The sequence below is a fragment of the Nocardiopsis alkaliphila YIM 80379 genome (genome assembly GCF_000341005.1).
Classification (GTDB): domain Bacteria; phylum Actinomycetota; class Actinomycetes; order Streptosporangiales; family Streptosporangiaceae; genus Nocardiopsis; species Nocardiopsis alkaliphila.
The window spans coordinates 13230-30947 of sequence record NZ_ANBD01000164.1 but is presented as its reverse complement, the minus strand read 5'-3'; the positions used below and the strand labels follow the sequence as shown (position 1 = coordinate 30947).

At 64.8% G+C, this 17718-nt stretch carries 13 protein-coding genes and 1 pseudogene; 8 read left to right on the top strand and 6 right to left on the bottom strand.

The window, feature by feature from the left end:
* Nucleotides 1–243 (bottom strand): annotated as a pseudogene (locus D472_RS28890) (hypothetical protein); the annotation flags it as partial.
* Between the two features lie 289 nt (nucleotides 244–532).
* Here D472_RS28890 and D472_RS0122380 point away from each other — a divergent pair.
* From D472_RS0122380 to D472_RS0122350, 7 genes are all read left to right on the top strand, one after another.
* Nucleotides 533–1228 carry a PEP-utilizing enzyme gene (locus D472_RS0122380; protein WP_017606679.1) on the top strand — a complete coding sequence of 232 codons (696 nt, stop codon included), beginning with the start codon at nucleotides 533–535 and terminating at the stop codon, nucleotides 1226–1228.
* Nucleotides 1225–2121: a hypothetical protein gene (locus tag D472_RS0122375; protein WP_017606678.1), complete on the top strand. Its 897-nt coding sequence runs from the start codon at nucleotides 1225–1227 to the stop codon at nucleotides 2119–2121. The genes D472_RS0122380 and D472_RS0122375 overlap by 4 nt, the downstream gene beginning before the upstream one ends.
* The gene (locus D472_RS0122370) at nucleotides 2114–2776 is read left to right on the top strand and encodes a hypothetical protein (protein WP_017606677.1); all 663 of its coding nucleotides are present in this window, start codon (nucleotides 2114–2116) and stop codon (nucleotides 2774–2776) included. Before D472_RS0122375 ends, D472_RS0122370 begins: the two co-directional genes overlap by 8 nt.
* Nucleotides 2773–3804 carry a hypothetical protein gene (locus D472_RS0122365; RefSeq protein ID WP_017606676.1) on the top strand — a complete coding sequence of 344 codons (1032 nt, stop codon included), beginning with the start codon at nucleotides 2773–2775 and terminating at the stop codon, nucleotides 3802–3804. Before D472_RS0122370 ends, D472_RS0122365 begins: the two co-directional genes overlap by 4 nt.
* The gene (locus tag D472_RS0122360; RefSeq protein ID WP_026117971.1) at nucleotides 3801–4733 is read left to right on the top strand and encodes a DUF2797 domain-containing protein; all 933 of its coding nucleotides are present in this window, start codon (nucleotides 3801–3803) and stop codon (nucleotides 4731–4733) included. The genes D472_RS0122365 and D472_RS0122360 overlap by 4 nt, the downstream gene beginning before the upstream one ends.
* Nucleotides 4734–4746: 13 nt before the next feature.
* Nucleotides 4747–5421 carry an HIT family protein gene (locus tag D472_RS0122355; protein ID WP_017606674.1) on the top strand — a complete coding sequence of 225 codons (675 nt, stop codon included), beginning with the start codon at nucleotides 4747–4749 and terminating at the stop codon, nucleotides 5419–5421.
* A gap of 77 nt (nucleotides 5422–5498) precedes the next feature.
* Complete coding sequence (locus D472_RS0122350; RefSeq protein ID WP_017606673.1) at nucleotides 5499–6395, top strand: phosphotransferase enzyme family protein; 897 nt, start codon at nucleotides 5499–5501, stop codon at nucleotides 6393–6395.
* Here D472_RS0122350 and D472_RS0122345 read toward each other — a convergent pair.
* On the bottom strand, nucleotides 6389–7711 hold the full coding sequence (locus tag D472_RS0122345) for a helix-turn-helix domain-containing protein (protein ID WP_017606672.1): 1323 nt from the start codon (nucleotides 7709–7711) through the stop codon (nucleotides 6389–6391). The genes D472_RS0122350 and D472_RS0122345 overlap by 7 nt on opposite strands.
* Nucleotides 7712–8258: 547 nt before the next feature.
* Here D472_RS0122345 and D472_RS26950 point away from each other — a divergent pair.
* Nucleotides 8259–8942 carry a hypothetical protein gene (locus tag D472_RS26950; RefSeq protein ID WP_394295635.1) on the top strand — a complete coding sequence of 228 codons (684 nt, stop codon included), beginning with the start codon at nucleotides 8259–8261 and terminating at the stop codon, nucleotides 8940–8942.
* Nucleotides 8943–11008: 2066 nt separating this feature from the next.
* Here the strand turns inward: D472_RS26950 and D472_RS0122335 are convergent.
* The 4 genes from D472_RS0122335 to D472_RS0122315 form a co-directional block, all read right to left on the bottom strand.
* Nucleotides 11009–12112 (bottom strand): ISAs1 family transposase, encoded by a 1104-nt coding sequence (locus D472_RS0122335; RefSeq protein WP_017606670.1) that lies wholly within the window; start codon nucleotides 12110–12112, stop codon nucleotides 11009–11011.
* Between the two features lie 1266 nt (nucleotides 12113–13378).
* Nucleotides 13379–14578, bottom strand: coding sequence for a hypothetical protein (locus D472_RS0122325; RefSeq protein ID WP_017606668.1), 1200 nt, complete (start codon nucleotides 14576–14578; stop codon nucleotides 13379–13381).
* Nucleotides 14579–14592: 14 nt separating this feature from the next.
* A complete protein-coding gene (locus D472_RS0122320; protein ID WP_017606667.1) occupies nucleotides 14593–17022 on the bottom strand; it encodes a TPR repeat region-containing protein in 2430 nt (809 codons plus the stop codon).
* A 34-nt stretch (nucleotides 17023–17056) separates the two neighbouring features.
* A complete protein-coding gene (locus D472_RS0122315; RefSeq protein ID WP_239643027.1) occupies nucleotides 17057–17380 on the bottom strand; it encodes a hypothetical protein in 324 nt (107 codons plus the stop codon).
* Between the last annotated feature and the right edge of the window lie 338 nt (nucleotides 17381–17718).

Sequence of the window (17718 nt, the reverse complement as noted above, 5' to 3'; positions counted from 1 at the left end):
AGTGAAGTTTATCCCCTGGTGTCCCACTCGACCCTGACACAGAGGGAGGACCCCACGTCCGCCTTGGAGACGTGCGAGCCGCCACTCGTTTCCGCCCGCGCCATCGTGGTGCACGACCGCGTCGGCATAAGCATGCTGGTTCTCGCTGCCGCCTGCTTCCAGAGTGGCCAGTGTGGCGGCGCGGGCCCAGAGGGTGTGGAAGGAGGGCAGGTCCTCGGGGCGCCCAGGGGTGTGGAACCGCATGGATGGACCTTTCAGATCAGGGGGCCGGTTGCGCGGAAAAGCTACACCGTGGTGCCGACAGCCTGATCGGGGTCTCCGTCTGGGTTGAAAGGGGTGCTGTCGTATGCCGGGTACCAGGGCACACCGGGATCGCCTCCCGTCACTCACGATGGAGCCGCTGCCCCACGTCGGTGAATCTATGACTGGCTGGTCATGGGATGGCCCCTCTGTGCTGGCCACAGTGGGCGCATGGATGGATTCAAGGAAGCAGCCTTCGGGTTGACGATCCGCGTCGAGAGTAGGTGGCGCAATGGTCGCTGACCTGCTCTCACAGCGGTTGGACCCCGATCTGTGGGGTCACAAGGCGGCGCGGCTGAGCCAGGTTGCTGACCTCGGGCTCCCCGTGCCTCCGGGGCTCTGCCTCAGTACTGCGGCTTTGGCGCACGGAACCAGCGAGGCGATCGCCTCACTCCGTACCTGGTTGGGGCTCTACCGGCCTCGCCGGATCGTGGTGCGCACGAGCTCTATCCTGGAGGACGGACTGGAGCACGCCCAGGCGGGGCGGTCGGTGTCGCTGCTGAACTGTCCGCCCGACGCCTCAGCACTGGCCCGGGTCATCGACCAGGACCTGCTCTCACAAGAGAACCTGGAGCTCTTGTCCGGTGGGTGCGTTCTGGTCCAGGAGCAGGTGGAAGCTCCCCTGTACGGTGTGGCCTTCCACAGTCAGGATCGCCTGCTGGTGGAGGCATCCCAGCGCCCGGACGGAGCTACCGCCGGTATGCCGTTGCGCATGCGAGCCCGGCGCGACACACGCCGGTTCAGGGCATCGACCGGCACCGTACTCGTCCCGAGCCTCACCCTCACCGCGCAGCTCCACCCCCTGTGCCGACAGCTCAGCACCCACTTCGGGTTCGACGTCGATGTGGAGTGGGCTTGGACCGGCGCGACCGTCCTGGTGCTCCAGGTCCGCCCGATCACCCGGGCTGTCTTGGAGTGGGCTTCATGAGCGGGTGGGCCAAGGTCGAGGCCGTCAACACCCTTCAAGCACACGGGCTGCTGCGTCTGCCAGTTCATGTCGTGCGGCGACCACGCCGGATGAGCCCTCGGACACTGCGCGACAACTTCAGCCAACATCCGCTCCTGGTGGTGCGCACCGCGGCCGACTCCGAGGAACGGAACCTGCCCCGCCTCGTTGGCGCCACCCCCGCAGCCGCAGCGCAGTGGATCATCGACCTCGCTCCAGGACTGTCGGCGCTGGTGCAGCCCTATGAACAGGTGCTCTTCTCCGTCGAACTCGCGGTCTACGAGTCATTGGTGGTTGCCGAGATCGTTCCTGGGATCTGGGAGCTGGACAGCCGCCTCACCCCCGCCGTACTCGTATTCACAGACGAGGGTCTCGAACTCACCGTCCCGGAGACCAGTCTCCAAACAGCTCGCTTCCACGACCCCCGCCACGGAACCCGACAACGATCGGCGCGAGTGAACGACTGGCAGCTCGCCACCATCGCAGCCTGGATTCGTGAGCACCGACGCCACCTGACCGCCCTTTGTGAGGACCTGGGCCAGCCGTTCGGCCTCAAGCTGCACCACTCCAGCCGCTACGGACTCTCCGCCCAGAACATCCGCAGCAGCGTGCCCGAGCCCGAGACCTGGCAACAGGACACACCCGCACTTCCCGACAACGCGGTCCCGCTCTCCTCGACCGACGCACCCCTACCCGACGGCCCTGTACTCCTCGACGTGTCCGTGGCCCGTGAGGAGCACGCCCGCCTGGCCTCGTTCATCGACCGGCTCCACCGGGCCGGAACACCAGAGGTGTACCTGCGCTCAGGGTTGCTCTCGCACCTGGCCATCAACCTTCGCGAAGCCGGGATCACTGTCAGGAACGCTCATGGCTGAGTTCTGGACCATTGAGGGCATCGACGGCGCGGGCAAAAGCCACCTGCTGTCCCGCCTGGCCACCACGGCTTCCTTCCAGGTCACCGCCCTGCGCAAGGATGCCCCGCCGCACACTGGCAACGCCTGGCTGGACCGGCGCCTCGCCCAAATACACGACCTCACCTGGGGCTACGACCACGCCGAACCGGTCTGGAACTACCCAGCGAACTACTGGCTGCACTCCCTCGCGGCCTGGTACGCACTCTTCTACCACGCCCACGTGGCTCCCGCCCTTGACCAGAAATCCCCAGTCGTGGTCGACGGCTGGTACTTCAAACACCAGGCCCGCATGACCCTGTCCGGCGACGACCGTCTCGTAGTCCAAGCCGAAGGCGTGTTCTCCGCCCTGCCACAGCCCGACCGGGTCGTCCTGCTCACCACCCCGGCGGAGGTGGCCACCACCCGTAGAGCCGAGACCTCCAAACCCTCCGAACACGGAGCCTTCACCACCAAGAAGGCCACGACCTCCCCAGCAACCTTCACCGACTATCAAACTCGCACCGCCCACGCCCTGGAAAAACTGCTCAGCGCACACCCTGCCCCGGTCCACGCCCTGCACAGCACCGCCGACGACAAAGACCTTCTGTCCCTCCTCCGCAGAGAGGTCAACGCGTGAACACCACCGAGACCAGTCCCATCCTGGCCAGCGAACACACCATGGGCGAGCGCCTCCCCGACTACGTCCTCCCCAAGGTCCCCCTGGACCTGCTCACCGCCGCCCGAGGCCGGGCATGGGTCTACCCCAACCGCTCACTGGCCTTCCTCCTCGGCGGCGACAAACGCGTGGGCAAACGCTTCAACTGGCGCCGCCCCTACTTCACCCTCGCCGACGGGGTCCTGCACTGCGTCGTCCCTCCCGGCCAGGACTACACCCACCACTACGCCGGGCTTCTGCGCGCGGCCTGCGCCATGACGGACCTACCGGCCGACATAACCGTCGAGCGGCCCGTCCCCGGACAAAGCCTGGAGTTCGTCGACTACTGGCTCCCACGAAACCTTCCCGCCCACGACCTGGCGATCCTCGGCTACGTCGAACCCCTCCTCACCCGACCACCTGCCTCCAACACCGAATGGAACCACCGCCCGGGCTTCGGCTGGCGCACCGCCCGCGTCGGCAGCTCCACCGTGCTCCTCCTGGGATGTGAGTTCAGCTTCTGGGGTGACCTCGCCGGTGACCTGGTCACCGCCCTGGCCGATCGCGGCCACACCTCAGGCGTGCTCTACGTGGGCAAACTCGGCGGCCTCCAGCCCGGCATGGAGCCCAACACCGTCATCGTCACCGGCACCACCAGCCAGGTGAAGGGCCACCCCGTTTCCTGGAAGAGCTCCCTGGACCTGGACCTCGCGCTCCCCGGAGTCCGCACCGGGGTCCGGCACGTCACGGTCCCCAGCGTCCTGGACGAAACCTGCACCTGGCTTGACCAACACCGTGCACACTTCGACGTGGTGGACCCCGAGATCGGACACATGGCCCTCGCCGCTGCCACAGTCAACGTGCCCTTCGACTACCTGCACATCGTCACCGACAACCTCAACGGCACCCACGAGCACGGCCTGTACGCCGAACGCAGCACCCCCGTCGCCACCCGGCGCCGCCGCTGCCTGCACCACATCGAAACGATCCTGCACCGGAGCCTGGCATGAACCCGACAGCACCCGTGACCCTTCTCGGCCTGGACTGGAACGACTCGGAGAACCCGCGCCTGCTCACCACCGACCCCGACCACCCCGAACGCAGCCTGCTCCACCCCCTCCTGGGCGAACACACCTTCCGCGTCGACGGGGAACAGCGCCGCTGTGTCGGCTGGTTCGAACTCACCGGAGCGCAGGGCAGGCACGTGCGTTGTCGCACCGACGAGATCGTCACCCGAGGAAAACAGTGCCGACGCTGCCAGTACAAGGAAGGGTTCATCGCCGCCCACCAGGCCCACCGCACCCCCGACGCTCTGCCTGACAACATCCGCGACTACCTCCAGCAACCGCACTGGCTCTACCTCGACGTCTTCGCCAACGGCACGACCAAGGTCGGCACGGCAGCCGACTCACGCCGCCGCAGCCGCTTGAACGAGCAGGGACCCGTCGCCGCCCTCTACCTGGCTCGTACCAAGGACGGCGCTACCGTCCGCACCCTGGAGTCCGCCCTCTCCCAGCACTTCTCACTGCCCCAACAGGTCCAGGCCCGCCGTAAGGTGCTCGGCCTTCAGAACAGCATCGACACCACAGCACTCATCACGAAGCTGACCGAACTCGCCGCCCAGGTCACCCCCTACCTGGACAAGTTCGCCGCCGAACAGCCCGGAACCGAAGTACTCGCCGCCCCCGAACCCTGGCTACGGCCTGCCTGCTCCACCGCCGTCTTCGAATCCGCTCCCGTGCTCGCCTACCCCGGCGACCTCACCCAGGGCACCCACCGACTGCACATCACCGGGGCCGCCGGCCCCGTCGTCGTGTTCTCCACCGACCCCGAACCCGACGTGCCCCACCACTGCGCCGACCTGAGCAAGCTCATCGGTCGAACCCTCGCCCCAGTCACCGCCGAAGACGCTCCCACCGGTGCGCCCACCCTGTTCTGACCCGGAGGATCCCGTGCACGAGAGCACCCTGAGCGAGATCTGCACTTTCTGCTGCGAGGTGGAAGGGGGCGATGACTCCAACCTCTTCTACGATCTCGGCCTGGCCCGAACGCGCGCCGACTACGTGCTCCTGGAGAGCGAACACTTCGTCGTCATGCCCTGCATCGGCGCACTCACCGACTGGTACCTACTCATCGTCTCCAAACGCCACACCCTGTCCGTGGGCTGGTTGGACGAAGCCGAACACGCCGACCTGCGCATCCTCATCCCACAGGTCACCGACCTCATCCGAGCACGCAGCGGCCTGAACAGCTTCGTCTTCGAACACGGCAGCCTCGACTTCCGAGATAAGGGCGGTGCCTGCTACGACCACACCCACATCCACGTCGTGGCCACCGACCGCGACCACCAGCGCTTCCTCGACCACATCCCGGCACCCGTCACCATGCGGCCCTGCACCGACTGGATCAGCGCCTCCCGCCGACTGGTCGAGGAGGAACAACGCTCCTACCTCGCCCTGAGCACACCCGACCAGGACTGGATCGGCACCGCCACCGGAGCGCCCTCCCAGTTCTTCCGCCGCTGCCTGGCCGCCTGGACAGGAGCCGAAGAAGGGGAGTGGGACTGGCTCACCTTCCCCCAGACCGACCGAGTCCACCGCATGAGCACGACCTTCACCACCAGGTGACCCATCTCGCCCACCCACCGCAGGGTGCTCCGCTCGATCGCGGGGTGAGCGTGCGGCTCCGGCATAGGCTGGAACCCGTGGCCCACATCGAGGATTTCACCGAGCGCGCCATCCGCGCCGTCCACACCGCAGCCCAGGCCCTGGGCATCCCCGAGACTTCGGCCCACCACGGCCCCGAACTCATCCGCATGGGGGAGCGCGCGGTGTTCCGCCTGCGCGACGGAGCCGTCATCGCCCGTGTCGAACGCTCCGCCGCCAGGTGGGTGGAGGCCGACCGGGAGGTGCGGGCCGCCCGGTGGCTGGCCGAACAGAATCTGCCGGTGAGCCGCCCTCTGCCCGGCGGGCAACCCGTTCTGGCCGAGAACACCGCAGTCACCCTTTGGGAGGGGGTCCAAGGAGAGTGGACCGTACCGCGTGAACTGGCCGGACTCCTGTGCACCCTGCACAGCCTCACCCCGCCACCCACACTCGAGCTCCCGGAACTGGACCCCTTCGACCGCGTGGCCGAACGCATCGACACCGCCCCCGGGCTCAGCCCCACCCAACGTGAACGCCTGCGTGAGGTCCACGGCGACCTGGCTGCCCAGTTCCCCACCACCAAGCCGGTGCTGGGCACCCACGTCATCCACGGCGACGCCAACATCGGCAACGTCCTGGTCACCCCGACCGGGGTCGTGCTCTTCGACCTGGACGGCATCTGCTGGGGTCCGCCCGAATGGGACCTGGTCCTGACCGCCCTCTACCGGGACCTGGGCTGGCACAGCGAGGACGAGTACGCCGACTTCTGCGAGGTCTACGGGTTCGACGTCACCTTCTGGGAGGGCTACCCCCTCTACAAACAGGTCCGGGAACTGCGCATGACCACCTGGCTCGCCCAAAAGCGCGGGGAGAGCTCCGAGATCGACGCCGAAATCGACCGGCGCGTCAACGACCTGTCCGACCCCCGACGCCCACGGGAGTGGAGCCCCTACTGAGCAGCCGACACCACGGCCCGAGCCTGACTCAGGAACCGTTCCGCCATCGGCTGTCCGCGGTAGGGCCGCATACTCCGGGCGAACGCGTCGAGGTAGCCCACACACCGCGCCGACGAGGTTGCCCGCACCTGCGGCAGCACCACCGAGCCCAGATGACAGGCCTCTTCGACCTCGCCCTGTCCCAGCACGGCCGCCGCCAGCACCAGACGGGTGAAGACCCGGCTGCGCGCGTACTCCTCCCCGACCGAGGACGCCAGGCTCTGCTCCGCCAACCGCCGCGCCACATGGGAATGACCCAGGTCGCGATGGCAGTGGGCGACCTCGTCGGAGTACTCCGCATGGTCGAAGTAACCGATCCACTCCGGATCGGCCCCCGGGTCACGTCGACCGAAAGCCCGCTCCGCCTCGCTCATCGCCTGGAAACACGCGGACTTGTCCTGCCCGGCGGCGTGGGCACGCGCCTCCATCATCAGGAACTGCGCCCTCATGGTCTGTGTGGCCCGCTCCCCGGCACCGGTCAATGCCGCCCGGGCCAGATCCCGTGCCTCGGCGTGCGCGCCGACGTAGTTGGCCTGGTGACTCATCGCTGAGAGCACACTCGCCCCGAGCAGGCGCTCGCCCGCGTGCGCTGCCAGGTCCAGGGCCTGCACGAAGTAGCGGCGGGCAGCGCCGTTGCGCTGGGCATCGTAGGACATCCACGCCAGTGAGAGCACGAACTCCGAGGACACCGCGAACAGAGCCCGGCTGACCTTCTCCGAATGCGACTCCCGGAGCAGCGGTACCACCGTTTCATTGAGGTAGTGCACCGCTGCCGCCCGCGCGTTGTCACCGCCGAAACGGTTGTCCAACGCGGAGAACGCAGCCGACGCGGTCCGGATCGCCGCGACCGGACCGTCTTCAACCTGAACCTCGGAACTACCGGAGGAGGGGCCCGAAACCAGCCAGGAGAGCACCGCGGAACTGACCGCCGAAGCCGGTGGCTGCTCCTGCACCCCCGGGATGTCCTCCGCGTCCACAGCAGCTACCTGGTTCAGAACCTCGGCGGTCTGCCGTGCGGAGCCGTTCAACGCAAGACCCAGCTCCTGCGGGACTCGCTTCATCACAGGGGCGGGGATGTCGAACCCGTGCGTGATGCCCTCGACCACCCGCCGCACGGTCTCCTGCCTGCGTAGTTCCCGCTGTCCGCTCAGGACTCGGGAGACCATGGTCTGGGACAGGTCGCACATCCGCGCGATGGCGTCCTGAGCCAGGTCGGTGTGTCGAAGCAACAGGCGGATCAGCGTGTTGGCGTCTCCCTCGGCCGCGGCCCGCCGCACCTGGGGGAGGCGCCAGAACCGCGCGGGTACACACGAGCAGTCACCGCTGCCTCGGCATCGACCACAGTTTCCGCAGTACACGGGGGTGCCTTCCACTCGAAACCTCGGGGCGGGTGGGTGGCACAGAAGACTACGGGCGCCGACTCCAGATCCGCCATGACCGGCTTGTCATGACCACCATGCCCGCGCTGTCATGGGGATGTCAGCGGTTTCTCCGGACAGTGGCCCTATGACCCCAGCGACAACGCCCAAGAACGGCCTCCTGGCGGTGAGAGGCTCGGACCGAACCCGCAGCGGGCCCGCACACAGCACCGACCCCGGTGGAGACTGCGATTCCTCGCCACGTTCGAGCACAGGGCCTGATCCCTGCCAAACGGATGACCGCAACCTCAAAGGGGGCTCTTCGAAGTCACCACACGGATCCAACGAGTTCGGTCCGTTGCTGCCGCGCCCCAGGGCAGATGACCTGATCGGTCACGGGTACACGGCGTTTCAGGTGGTGCGGTTGGCGGTATGGGCGGCGCGGGAGTGCCGGTGGGTGAACGGCATGGAGATGGTCCACCGGGCCGAGACCGCGTGGGAGGCGATCATCGAGCACCTGCACCTGGTGGTGGAGCGCCCGGAGGAGACGGAGCTCATCGCTGTCGGGTGGAAGGCGATGAAGGCCCAGCACTACCAAGACCTCAAGGCCCATGGTCTGGGTGGCAAGGACAAAGCCCTGGTCTCCCGAGCGTTCCTGCGTTATTGGACCAGCGCTTCGGCCCCCGCCCACTCCCATGAGGACCTGCTGGTGGACCGTATCGCCCTGGCCCAGATCTGGACCGCTCTGACCCCGACTCACCGCCAGGTGCTGACCGCGCTGGCCGAACACGACGACCGCCGTCGGGCTGAGCGTGCGGTGAACATGGACACGGCAGCATTCACCCGGACGTTGGGCCGGGCCAGGCGGGCGTTCTTCGCTTTGTGGCACGAGGGCGAGACCCCCTCGAAGATGTGGGGCTACGACCGGCCCGGAGCGCGCCATCAGAACGTGATGTACCTGGTGCGGCTGCGTAAACAGCGGGCTCTGAAACGCAGGGCCGCAGGTGGAGCACCTCGTAGGGGCACCGGCCGCCCAAGGAGCTGGGGGTATCCGACAGCGAGCTCCTGGCCCGTTTCGAGGCCGGGGAGACCTACGCGGCCCTGGGACGGGCGTTCGGTGTCAGCGGGGATCTCGTCAGGACCCGTGTGAACAAAGCCCGCTCTGAAATGGCCCCTTCCTCTGGCGATCGGGAGATATCGGCGCTGGGCTGAGGAAATCTGCCCCTTTTTTTTCGTGCGGGGTTGAAGAACCTCGCTCACCCAAGCGAACATCGACCCGCCCTGCGGGAACAGCGCATTCATCGCAGGATTTGGGGCTTTTATGCCCTTTGTGTGGTGTGGGCGGGAAGCGCAGTTCCGGGCGGCGTACGACCCTGGGACCATTGACACCCGACCAGGCCACACCTTGAAAGGGAACGAAGAAGAAATTCGTGGAGGCGCCCCGACCCGGTGCTGCGAACACCGAGCCGGGGCTTAATCCCCACCTGGATTCAGCAGGAGGAGATCGTGGAAAAGCATAGCGGGCGGCACCGCAAACGCCGACAGGGCTGGGGTGAACATCTGCGTTGGATCCTGGGAGCGGTGCTCGCCGCCGTGTTCTGCAGCCCCACCGCACAGAGCGCTCGACCCGTGGCCGAGGTGCGTCAACCACTGTCAGCGCGGCGTCCGGATGGAGGCCGGGAACCTGACCTGGGCAGGCCTGCGGGCCAGGTGCGGGTGCAGGTCCCTCGGCCCCGTGCTGGCGAAGCTCGCACAGGCCCGCACACGGCTGGCCCTCCCCATCGGCGGGCGTTGTACACGGGGCGACGCGGGTGGTGTGAGGATGATGATGGAGTGCGCGGCGTGCGCCTCTACCTGGCCGTGCACGAGAAGAACCAGCACGCTCGGCGTCGCGCGAAGCCAGTGCCACCGGCACCCCGCCGAGAGGGACCGGTTCCCGGGGCCACAGGGGGCAGTGGTGCTGAGCCGCTCTTGGATATGAGTGACTTGGCCGCAGTGGTGCGTCAGTGGCAGGCGCTGCGCCAACCCGTGGCCTGACCTCGGTCAGAAGGATTCAGGGTCGTTCCCTTCGAGGGGCGGCCCTGTTTCGATGTCCTGGCCCACCAGCACCGATAGCGGGGCGTGGGTGTCTGTTGGGGGCGTCGACTGAGGTTGTTGTGGTGAGCGAGACCCTCTCGGTGGTCACCTGCACGGGCTGAGCGCGGCCTACGACGGCGATGAGGGGGCGGCGCTGCGTATTTTCGATGACGAGAACCACAAAGAAAGGTTGCGGGGTTGCTTATTCAGCGACTTGCCGCCAATCTGACGCGCTGGAAAATGCTCAAAGAAGCAAAACTCGGCACCTGGCTCACGGAGGTCTCACCGGGCCGTCTCACACCCTCCGCCCCTACCCCCTGGCTCGCACTGAGGGGCGTGTGCGAACCAGTGAATCAGTACTCCAACGGACCCTCCAACGATCACTCCAACGACCCATCCAGCCCTGTGGACCCCCCTGAAACACTCATTTTCGCAGTTCAGGGCCGGTTTTAGGGGTGTGACTCACGTCCAGACTTATACCCAGTGGGTAGTCACCTTCACGTAGGGGGCGGCGGCCTCGGCGGTGACCCCTCGGTTGCTCGCCCCACGTGCCGCCCTCCTGGCTCCTCCCCGGCCCGCCCCTCCACCCCCTTCTCTGCTCCTTGAGCGCTCATGTATGACTCAATTCCTCTAAGTGTTCAAGGGTGCATGCTTCGGTCTCGGTTCGGGTGGAGGCCTGCTCAGTTCATCACCTTCTGCATTCGGTTCTCTGGTAAAGAATTGCTTGGTCAAATGTGTGTTCTCAGGTATGAGGAATCGTGGCGCTGGGCGGGCGTGGGTCCTGGGGTGCTTCAGGTGTGGTGCGTGCGCTCGAAGGCGTGCTGATTGGCCCCGGTGTGGTGTGGCGGGTTGAGTGAGGGATAAAAGAATGCTCGGTGAATCGGAGGAAGTCTTTCTCGTGCGGTTTCCCTCTTCTTGGGGCGGGGAGGGTGTGCGAACAGGGGGCTCCTGTGACTACGCCTGTGACTACGCGCATCGCCCTACCTGTGACTACGCCAGCGCCCCCAGTGGCACACTCGGACTGAAATCTGCCATCCTTGCAGGTCAGGGTGCATTTGAGTGTGACTCACGGGGTCAGACTTATACCCAGTGGGTAGTCAGGGCTGTTTCAAAGTCGAGTGAAAGACGTGTTCTCCCTGATCAGGGGATCCTCAGCAGACCAAGAGGGCGGGTGAACGCCTCGTAGGAGACCCAGCGGACCGCTTCGGGAATGCTGGACATCCCCAGCCCCGCCAGCAGCGGGATGGCCAGGTTACGCAGCATCGCCATGTTCTGCGGGCCATGCCCGGTACGCACTCGGGAGGCATCCTCACCAAAGCTCACGTCCCGCACATGGTGCAGCGCCTCAATCCGCCAATGACCCCGCACCAAGCCCGCCAACCGCTCCGGGCCGGCCTGCTCCGCGCTCAAACTCGTGACCACGTAGGCGTAGGTGCGCCGCACCCTTCCCGTGGCCAGGTCCTTGACCCACCTGTGCACCCGCAGCACCTGCTTGGCGTACGGGAACGCGATCTTCGGTGCGGTGAGCACCTTCACGGTTCTGGTCTCACACCGCCCGTGGCCCCGCTCCGAGGTGGAGAACAGGGTGGGCGCCTGCCCCCACGGCAACGCCTTGACCTGAGCGAACAAGGTCGGCTGGTTGGCCTTCGCGGTCAGGACGTAGTGCGCCTTGCGTTCGGCGACCAGGTGTTTGGCGGTGTCGGTCTGGGTGTGCAGCGCATCGGCGCTGATCACGCTGCCTTCGATGTCCAGGCCTTGGAGGAGCCCGGCCAGGGCGTCGATCTCGCTGGTCTTGTCGGCCACGCGCACCTGGGCGGCCACGTGCCCGGCGGGGGTCATCGCGGTCAGCAGGTGCATCGCCTTGTCGCGGCGGGTACGCGAGCCGCGCACGCACTTACCGTCCACGACGAGAACAGCCAGGTCGGCGGCGGTGATCATCCGCGTCAAGGCGTCGGGGTCCAGGCCGGTCAGGACGTGTCGGATGGTGGCGGGGCTGGGAGGTCGACGGATGCCCAGTGCCGGGCAGGTGGTGCGGGCTCCCAACCGGGCCAGGGTGTGCTGGGGCGCGTTGGCCGCCCACTGACCGATCGCGGTCAAGGAGCGAGCCCCGGCCAGCACCGCGCACAGGGCGATCAGGACGATGCAGCCCAGCTGGTGGCGCCGTCCCCGCCGGTGACGGGGGTCGGCCTCCTCGCTCGTGGGTGCGCACAGGGCAGGGGAGGGCGTGGCAGACTGGGAGCGCAACGGAGTCCTTGTGAGGCCAGGGGTGTGAGAGTTCCTGACCTTCTACCAGGGCTCCGTTGTCGTGTTCAAGGGGCTTGGCTCGTCCTGCCGCTCTCCTGTGACCAGGAATGATCCCATCGATCACCGACTTTGCAACACCCCTGAGTGGGTAGTCACCTTCACGTAGGGGCGGCGGCCCCGGGTCTGCTCGCAGGTCGGTCGGCCGACCGATCCGCCACCTCTTCTTCCACTCTGGCCTGTCCTCCATCTCCCACTCTCCTCCTTTCATTATCACTTATGAAATAGTTATTCCTTAACCTTGCTAAAACCATTGGTTTGGGATTCGGTGGACATCCGAAATCGGTGTGCGCGTCAAAGGAGTGATCGTGCGGGAGCGTGCCGGGCATGCCAGCACCTCAGCCGTGTGGTCTGGTGCGCGGCCGTGAGGCGTGCGGGGTGGGGACGCGTACGGGACGTGGGTGGCGTTTCGTGTCCGGATCCGTGGTCGCCGGGCTCGGGGCTGGCATGGGGCGGCGGGCCGGGTGGTTCCCGTCCTGTTCGGATCGTGGGGCGGTGTGGGGCCACCAGCGCCCCGGTGCCGCACTGAACACCCCAGCCCCGGCACCCGGGGCCGCCCCTGCGGTCAGCGCCCCACGGGGCCAGTGGTGGCCACGGCCAGCAAAAAGGGCATAACGCCCGCATTGGGCGGTGTCGGGGTAGGGAGGCCCGGTAGGGGGTGTTGGGTCCTCGCGCTGCGTGGGCTTGCCTTGAGGTGTTGGCTGCGGGTTCGGCTGTGCAGGTGGCCTCGGGCGGGTTGGGGCGCTCCAGCACGTACTTCACACAGCGCATCTGCCAGAGCGTGCTCCCGCATACGGCGACGGCGGAGGCCGGGGCGACTGCCGCGCTGCTACACGGTGCAGCGGCTCCGTCTGAGGTGAGCGACCTGGTCCCGGTGCGGTAGCCGGTTCAGGGGAGCACACCAGGAGCACCACAGGGCCTTCAAACACAGACGATGCTGAAGGTGCACCCCACCTGGACTGGGATTCCCTCGCGTCGAGGGGGTGTAGACCATCGGATCAAAGGTCCCCTGGGTGGGTCGGCAAGTTGAGATGGTGCCAATCATCTTGTTCAACCGCTGGTGCCAGCGTTGAGGCGCTCCCCTGAGGGCAGTGGCCACCACGCGGGTCTGCGTTGCTCTCACAAGCTCCGATTACCACGCGGTGGCCGTCCTCATGCCGGGAAACAACCCAGGTCCGGATCTGCAACTGGAGTACTGGTCACTCGCCTCTACGGAAACGCCTCTGCCAGTTCCTCTGTCAGAGCGGAAACGTAACCGGACTGTCCTGTCGACCACTGGTTGGGGTTCTGTACGAGCTCATCATCAATCATCAGGGAGCCGTCAATGTCCTCCTTCGTGAAGGGGACACCGTTATCCCCAGCCAGCCATCGGGCAGCCTGCACGACGAGAAGATCATTCATCTTCCCTCGTGGGGATGAGTGCAGGATAATCTCTTGCGGTGCCTCCCTGAGGTCCTGCAGGGGCTCCTCTGCATAGTCCCCTACCCCCGGAGCACTACGCCAGGGCTCGGGGAGAAACGGCTCCACCCCGTCGAGTTCGCTTCCGTAGACGAACAGGAACCCGCCGCTCAGCTCCTCGTTGAGCATTCGTGAGATCGGATCATCCGGCCCTCCAGGAACTGTGTGTTCGTGCACGACGTGAACCTGGGGTGCGGGGGTATCCGCCCAGGATTCCTCCCAGAAAGGGTCCCCTGTATGATCTGCGATCATCGTGGCATGGGCCGAACCGTCCTCGACACACGTATATGCCACCAACAGTTGGATCCCGGCGGATGCGAGATCGATGTCATCCGCGCTCCCCGAAGAGCAGGTTTCGGTCAGATCGTGCTGCCAGGCCACATCACCGTCGGAGAGCCGGCGGGCGACCAGTATCCCCTCGGGCTCGGCCGTCACCCACACCTCGCGGAGCAGGTGCCCCGCGCCGGACGCAGCCTCGCCCCAGGCGGTGTAAGACTCGATCACACGGCCATCGCTCGAGTCCAGCAACATGCTTCGCTCCCGGTCCACAGGACCCAGACCAGCGTCGCGTCGTAGCAGTATCGTCTCTCCGCTTGGCCCGATAGACACGTCCCGGACCGGACCGGAGATCTCGTAGCTCCATGCTTCCGCCACGGGATCGACTCCGAAGGAGACCACCTCGTTCTCGAACAGTGCCAGGACACCGGACCCGGTGGTCACCAACTCGGTGGCAGAGCCCCGCTGACTGTCGGTCAGAAACTCCGTGACCGTCTCCACCTCGGAGGCTGTTAGCGGTCCCCGCGCCTCATCGATGACCTCCGTGTCAGTCACTCGTTCCCCGGAAACAGCACACCCCGCCGCGGCGAACACGGTGAGAACAGCGGCCATGGCACCTGCCCGTATCTGCCCAGCCTGTGCCTTGCCGGTTTTCGAGGGCTTCTTGGATTTCATTCCTACCTCCAGTCCTATTCCAATCGCCCCTCATGCAGATCCGGGCCGTAGAGCTCCATAAAATTGCGAACGTAGGAATCCATGCGATCATCGTTCTCGAAAGAGGTTTCCGATATGACATCCTCTACAGCGGACATGTAGCCGCTGGATCCGGTGCCCCATTCCGCAGCCGTGGCAGGGAGTCGCATGGTGCCATCCGCTTCCTCGATGAGGAGACCCTCCTCCTTCAGAGTATCCATATCGATCAAGTCCATACCAACCATGACGTCGAGCAACTGGAGATTGGCGTGGTCGCGGATATCAGCATCGCTCTTCATGAACCTCTGGTCGAGGTCCTCGATGTACTCGAACTGAATGTTCTCCTTCACCAGGTCCCCGACGTAGTCCTTCAGAGGCTGTTCGAGAACCTTAATGAGTACCTCCGTGCCGATACCCATGGGAGTGGAGCTGGCGCCGCCGAGTCCAGTGGAGATAGCGGTGAATACGTTGTAGCCCGTCTGCCACTGGTTGTTGGCGGACGTCTGCGCCTCCTTGATGCTCTGGTCTCGATCCACATACTCTTGGATCAGCGCGTTGTCGAGAGTGGTTCGAAGATCCGCAGCCGCTTGACCTCCGACATTGTTACCCACGTCCGGGTGCGTGAGGAAGGCCTCGATGATCCTGCGCTCCTGGGACTCGGTCGCCGCGATGATATTGGGCGCCAAGTCCTCGTTGGCGACGAGGAGCTGGAGAAATTTCTCCTTCACGTCCTGTGGGAGCAGTAGGGCGCGGTCCCCGTTCTCGTGGAACAGGTAGAGATCTTCCCGGTTTCCGTCGAGTTCAATGTATCCGCTATCGTTGGTATCAATGGAGAAGTCGTCTAGGTAGGAGAGATAGACGGATCCCAAACTTGCCGCAATCTCCGGATTGATCTCTGTGACCGCGAGGGGATAGTGGCCGTCACCCTCACTAGCAGTGTCCCTGAACGGGTTTTCCCCATCCTCATCAGTGGTTAGTAGATCGATCAGGGCATGTGCCGCATTTCCAGCGTAATGACGCTCCTCCTCAGTTCCGCTCTCCTTGAACGATGAGATCCAGTCAGTAATCCCAGACACGGCATCTCCATCGTCTTCCCACTGGTGGGAATAGATCACCTCAAGGAAGTGCTCGGGAGAATAATCGGAATGATTATCATGATGGCGATAATTGCTTCCATCAAAGTATTCTCCGGTGATCATGACATTGCTTGCTTCAGGGTTTCTTGTGGCAACGTCGAAGATTTCCTGAAGGCTCTGATCCCTCATGGGTCCATAATTTTCAACCTGCTCAATATGCATAGCGCTCGATCCGAGGAGTGCAACGGAGAACTCCGTGCCGCCTCGAACTCTGGAATCAGAGCTGCTGAGAAAATCGCTCAATGAGAGGAAACTGTCCCGCCACAACTGTTCTGGATCTTGGGTAACAGTTGTGTAGGGATCATCTCCTTCAATGCTCCCGACGGGCTGTACGTTATTCCCAAAGGCAACCTCTCGAACGTCCTCAGGGAGGGAGTTCACTCCTCCTCCGATGTTTTCATCAGAAAGGACGAGCATGGAGTTCGCCAAGTTGCGACTGATTTCCTCCTTCAAGGAATCGCTAATGTGCTCGCTGGCGTTCACCTGGTCCATGAAGTTGAGGAAGGAGGGGTCGTTGTCCCCAACGTTGGCGAGGTCGCCGAACAGCGTCTCCAGGAACTCGATTTCGCCGTCTAGCAGCTTGTCGCCGTTCTGTTGGGCGTTCTGTGCTCGCGAGATGATGTTCGCTACAAGGGCAAGGTGCTCAGGGTTGTCTTCGAGAGCCTCGATGCTCCCCTCGTACCCGTTGATGACCGCGTTCTCGATGTGGATCGCGATCGTCTCGGCCTGGGTCTCATCAACGTAGAAGTAGTCCAGGTTGTTGGTCGTGTAGAAGCCGATCTGGCCGTGCTCACCCAGATGGCCTCCTTCGGAGAGGGCGCGGATGTTATCCGGAGTCGGACCGTCGCGCAACAGCTCCTCGGACTCGTCACACCGTGACTCCAGAGTCCGCCACGCTTCTCTGGCGTCCATATTGTGCGACTCGATGATCTGGTTGACGATGGTCAGGTTATCCGGTTCGCTGGCATTGGCAATGGCCGTGGAGAGGCTCTCCTCAATCTCCTCGATTTTTTGCTCGTACCACTGCACGTCCTTGCTGATTTTGTCGAGCACTCCGTAGGCGTGGGTACACGCCATCATGGAGCTGCTCCAGGAGAAATGGTTTTCGGCGGCTGCACTCCTCAATCCTTCGCCGATCAGGTCTGAGAAATCGAACCCCACTGGCTGGGTGATCGTGTTGTGCTCGCCGGATCGTCCGCTGATCGTAGCGTGCAGTTCCTCGAAGGTGGCTCTGGCCGAAGCGACAACACTGCGGTCGATCTCACATTCGGTGTAGTTGAGCGCAGACACATATAACTCCAAAAAAGGGGCGTGCGGAAAGGGGCTAGTAGAGCTGGGGTCCGTTAATCGGGATGGAGAACTCCTCAGACGCTTCGAGGTCTGTTGCCGCTGCCTCGTAAGCACCGTCCTGGATGTTCTCTGCGAGTATCCTCGCGTGCTCCTTAACATCGACCATGTGCTGTTCGTGGTCCGTTCCGAAGGAGTCCCAGCCTGTGATGCCCGGAGCGGGTCTCACTGCGCTCTTGGCCGCTTGAATCGCCCCATCAAAGTCGGTTGGCAGATCCCTGAGCCGTGCTGCTGCCTCCGCCGAGGCCGACCCACCTGCGTAGGCTTCATCCGGGTTCACACCAACGGTGCCGCCTGACACTGCCCCACCCGCTTTCGTGCTTTGATCTGCTTAGACTGTCAAGCCATTCGGAGGTAGGAATGGCATTCAACCGATGACTGGTCCAGGATATCCACGTGCTGATTCGACGGCGACGGGAGGCGGATGCTATTCGGCCATGAGTTGCGGAGAACCGCTCATGTCCGGTATATAGCGTGTGTGCTTCACGTGGTGAATGGCGGCTGGGCGCGCTACCTGCGTCGGGGCGTGTGGGCGGCTGACACGCTCAGAGGGGTCCCAGGGGTAGGGGGTGTTGGGGCCGTGCCCGCCTCCTGGCGGGTGGGCGCGGGGGCAGCTTCGACATGGGGCTGCCAGGGTCA

Coding starts and splice junctions, on each gene's coding strand:
- D472_RS0122380 (WP_017606679.1), top strand. CDS start 533: ATGGTCGCTGACCTGCTCTCACAGCGGTTGGACCCCGATCTGTGGGGT.
- D472_RS0122375 (WP_017606678.1), top strand. CDS start 1,225: ATGAGCGGGTGGGCCAAGGTCGAGGCCGTCAACACCCTTCAAGCACAC.
- D472_RS0122370 (WP_017606677.1), top strand. CDS start 2,114: ATGGCTGAGTTCTGGACCATTGAGGGCATCGACGGCGCGGGCAAAAGC.
- D472_RS0122360 (WP_026117971.1), top strand. CDS start 3,801: ATGAACCCGACAGCACCCGTGACCCTTCTCGGCCTGGACTGGAACGAC.
- D472_RS26950 (WP_394295635.1), top strand. CDS start 8,259: ATGGAGATGGTCCACCGGGCCGAGACCGCGTGGGAGGCGATCATCGAG.
- D472_RS0122325 (WP_017606668.1), bottom strand. CDS start 14,578: ATGAAATCCAAGAAGCCCTCGAAAACCGGCAAGGCACAGGCTGGGCAG.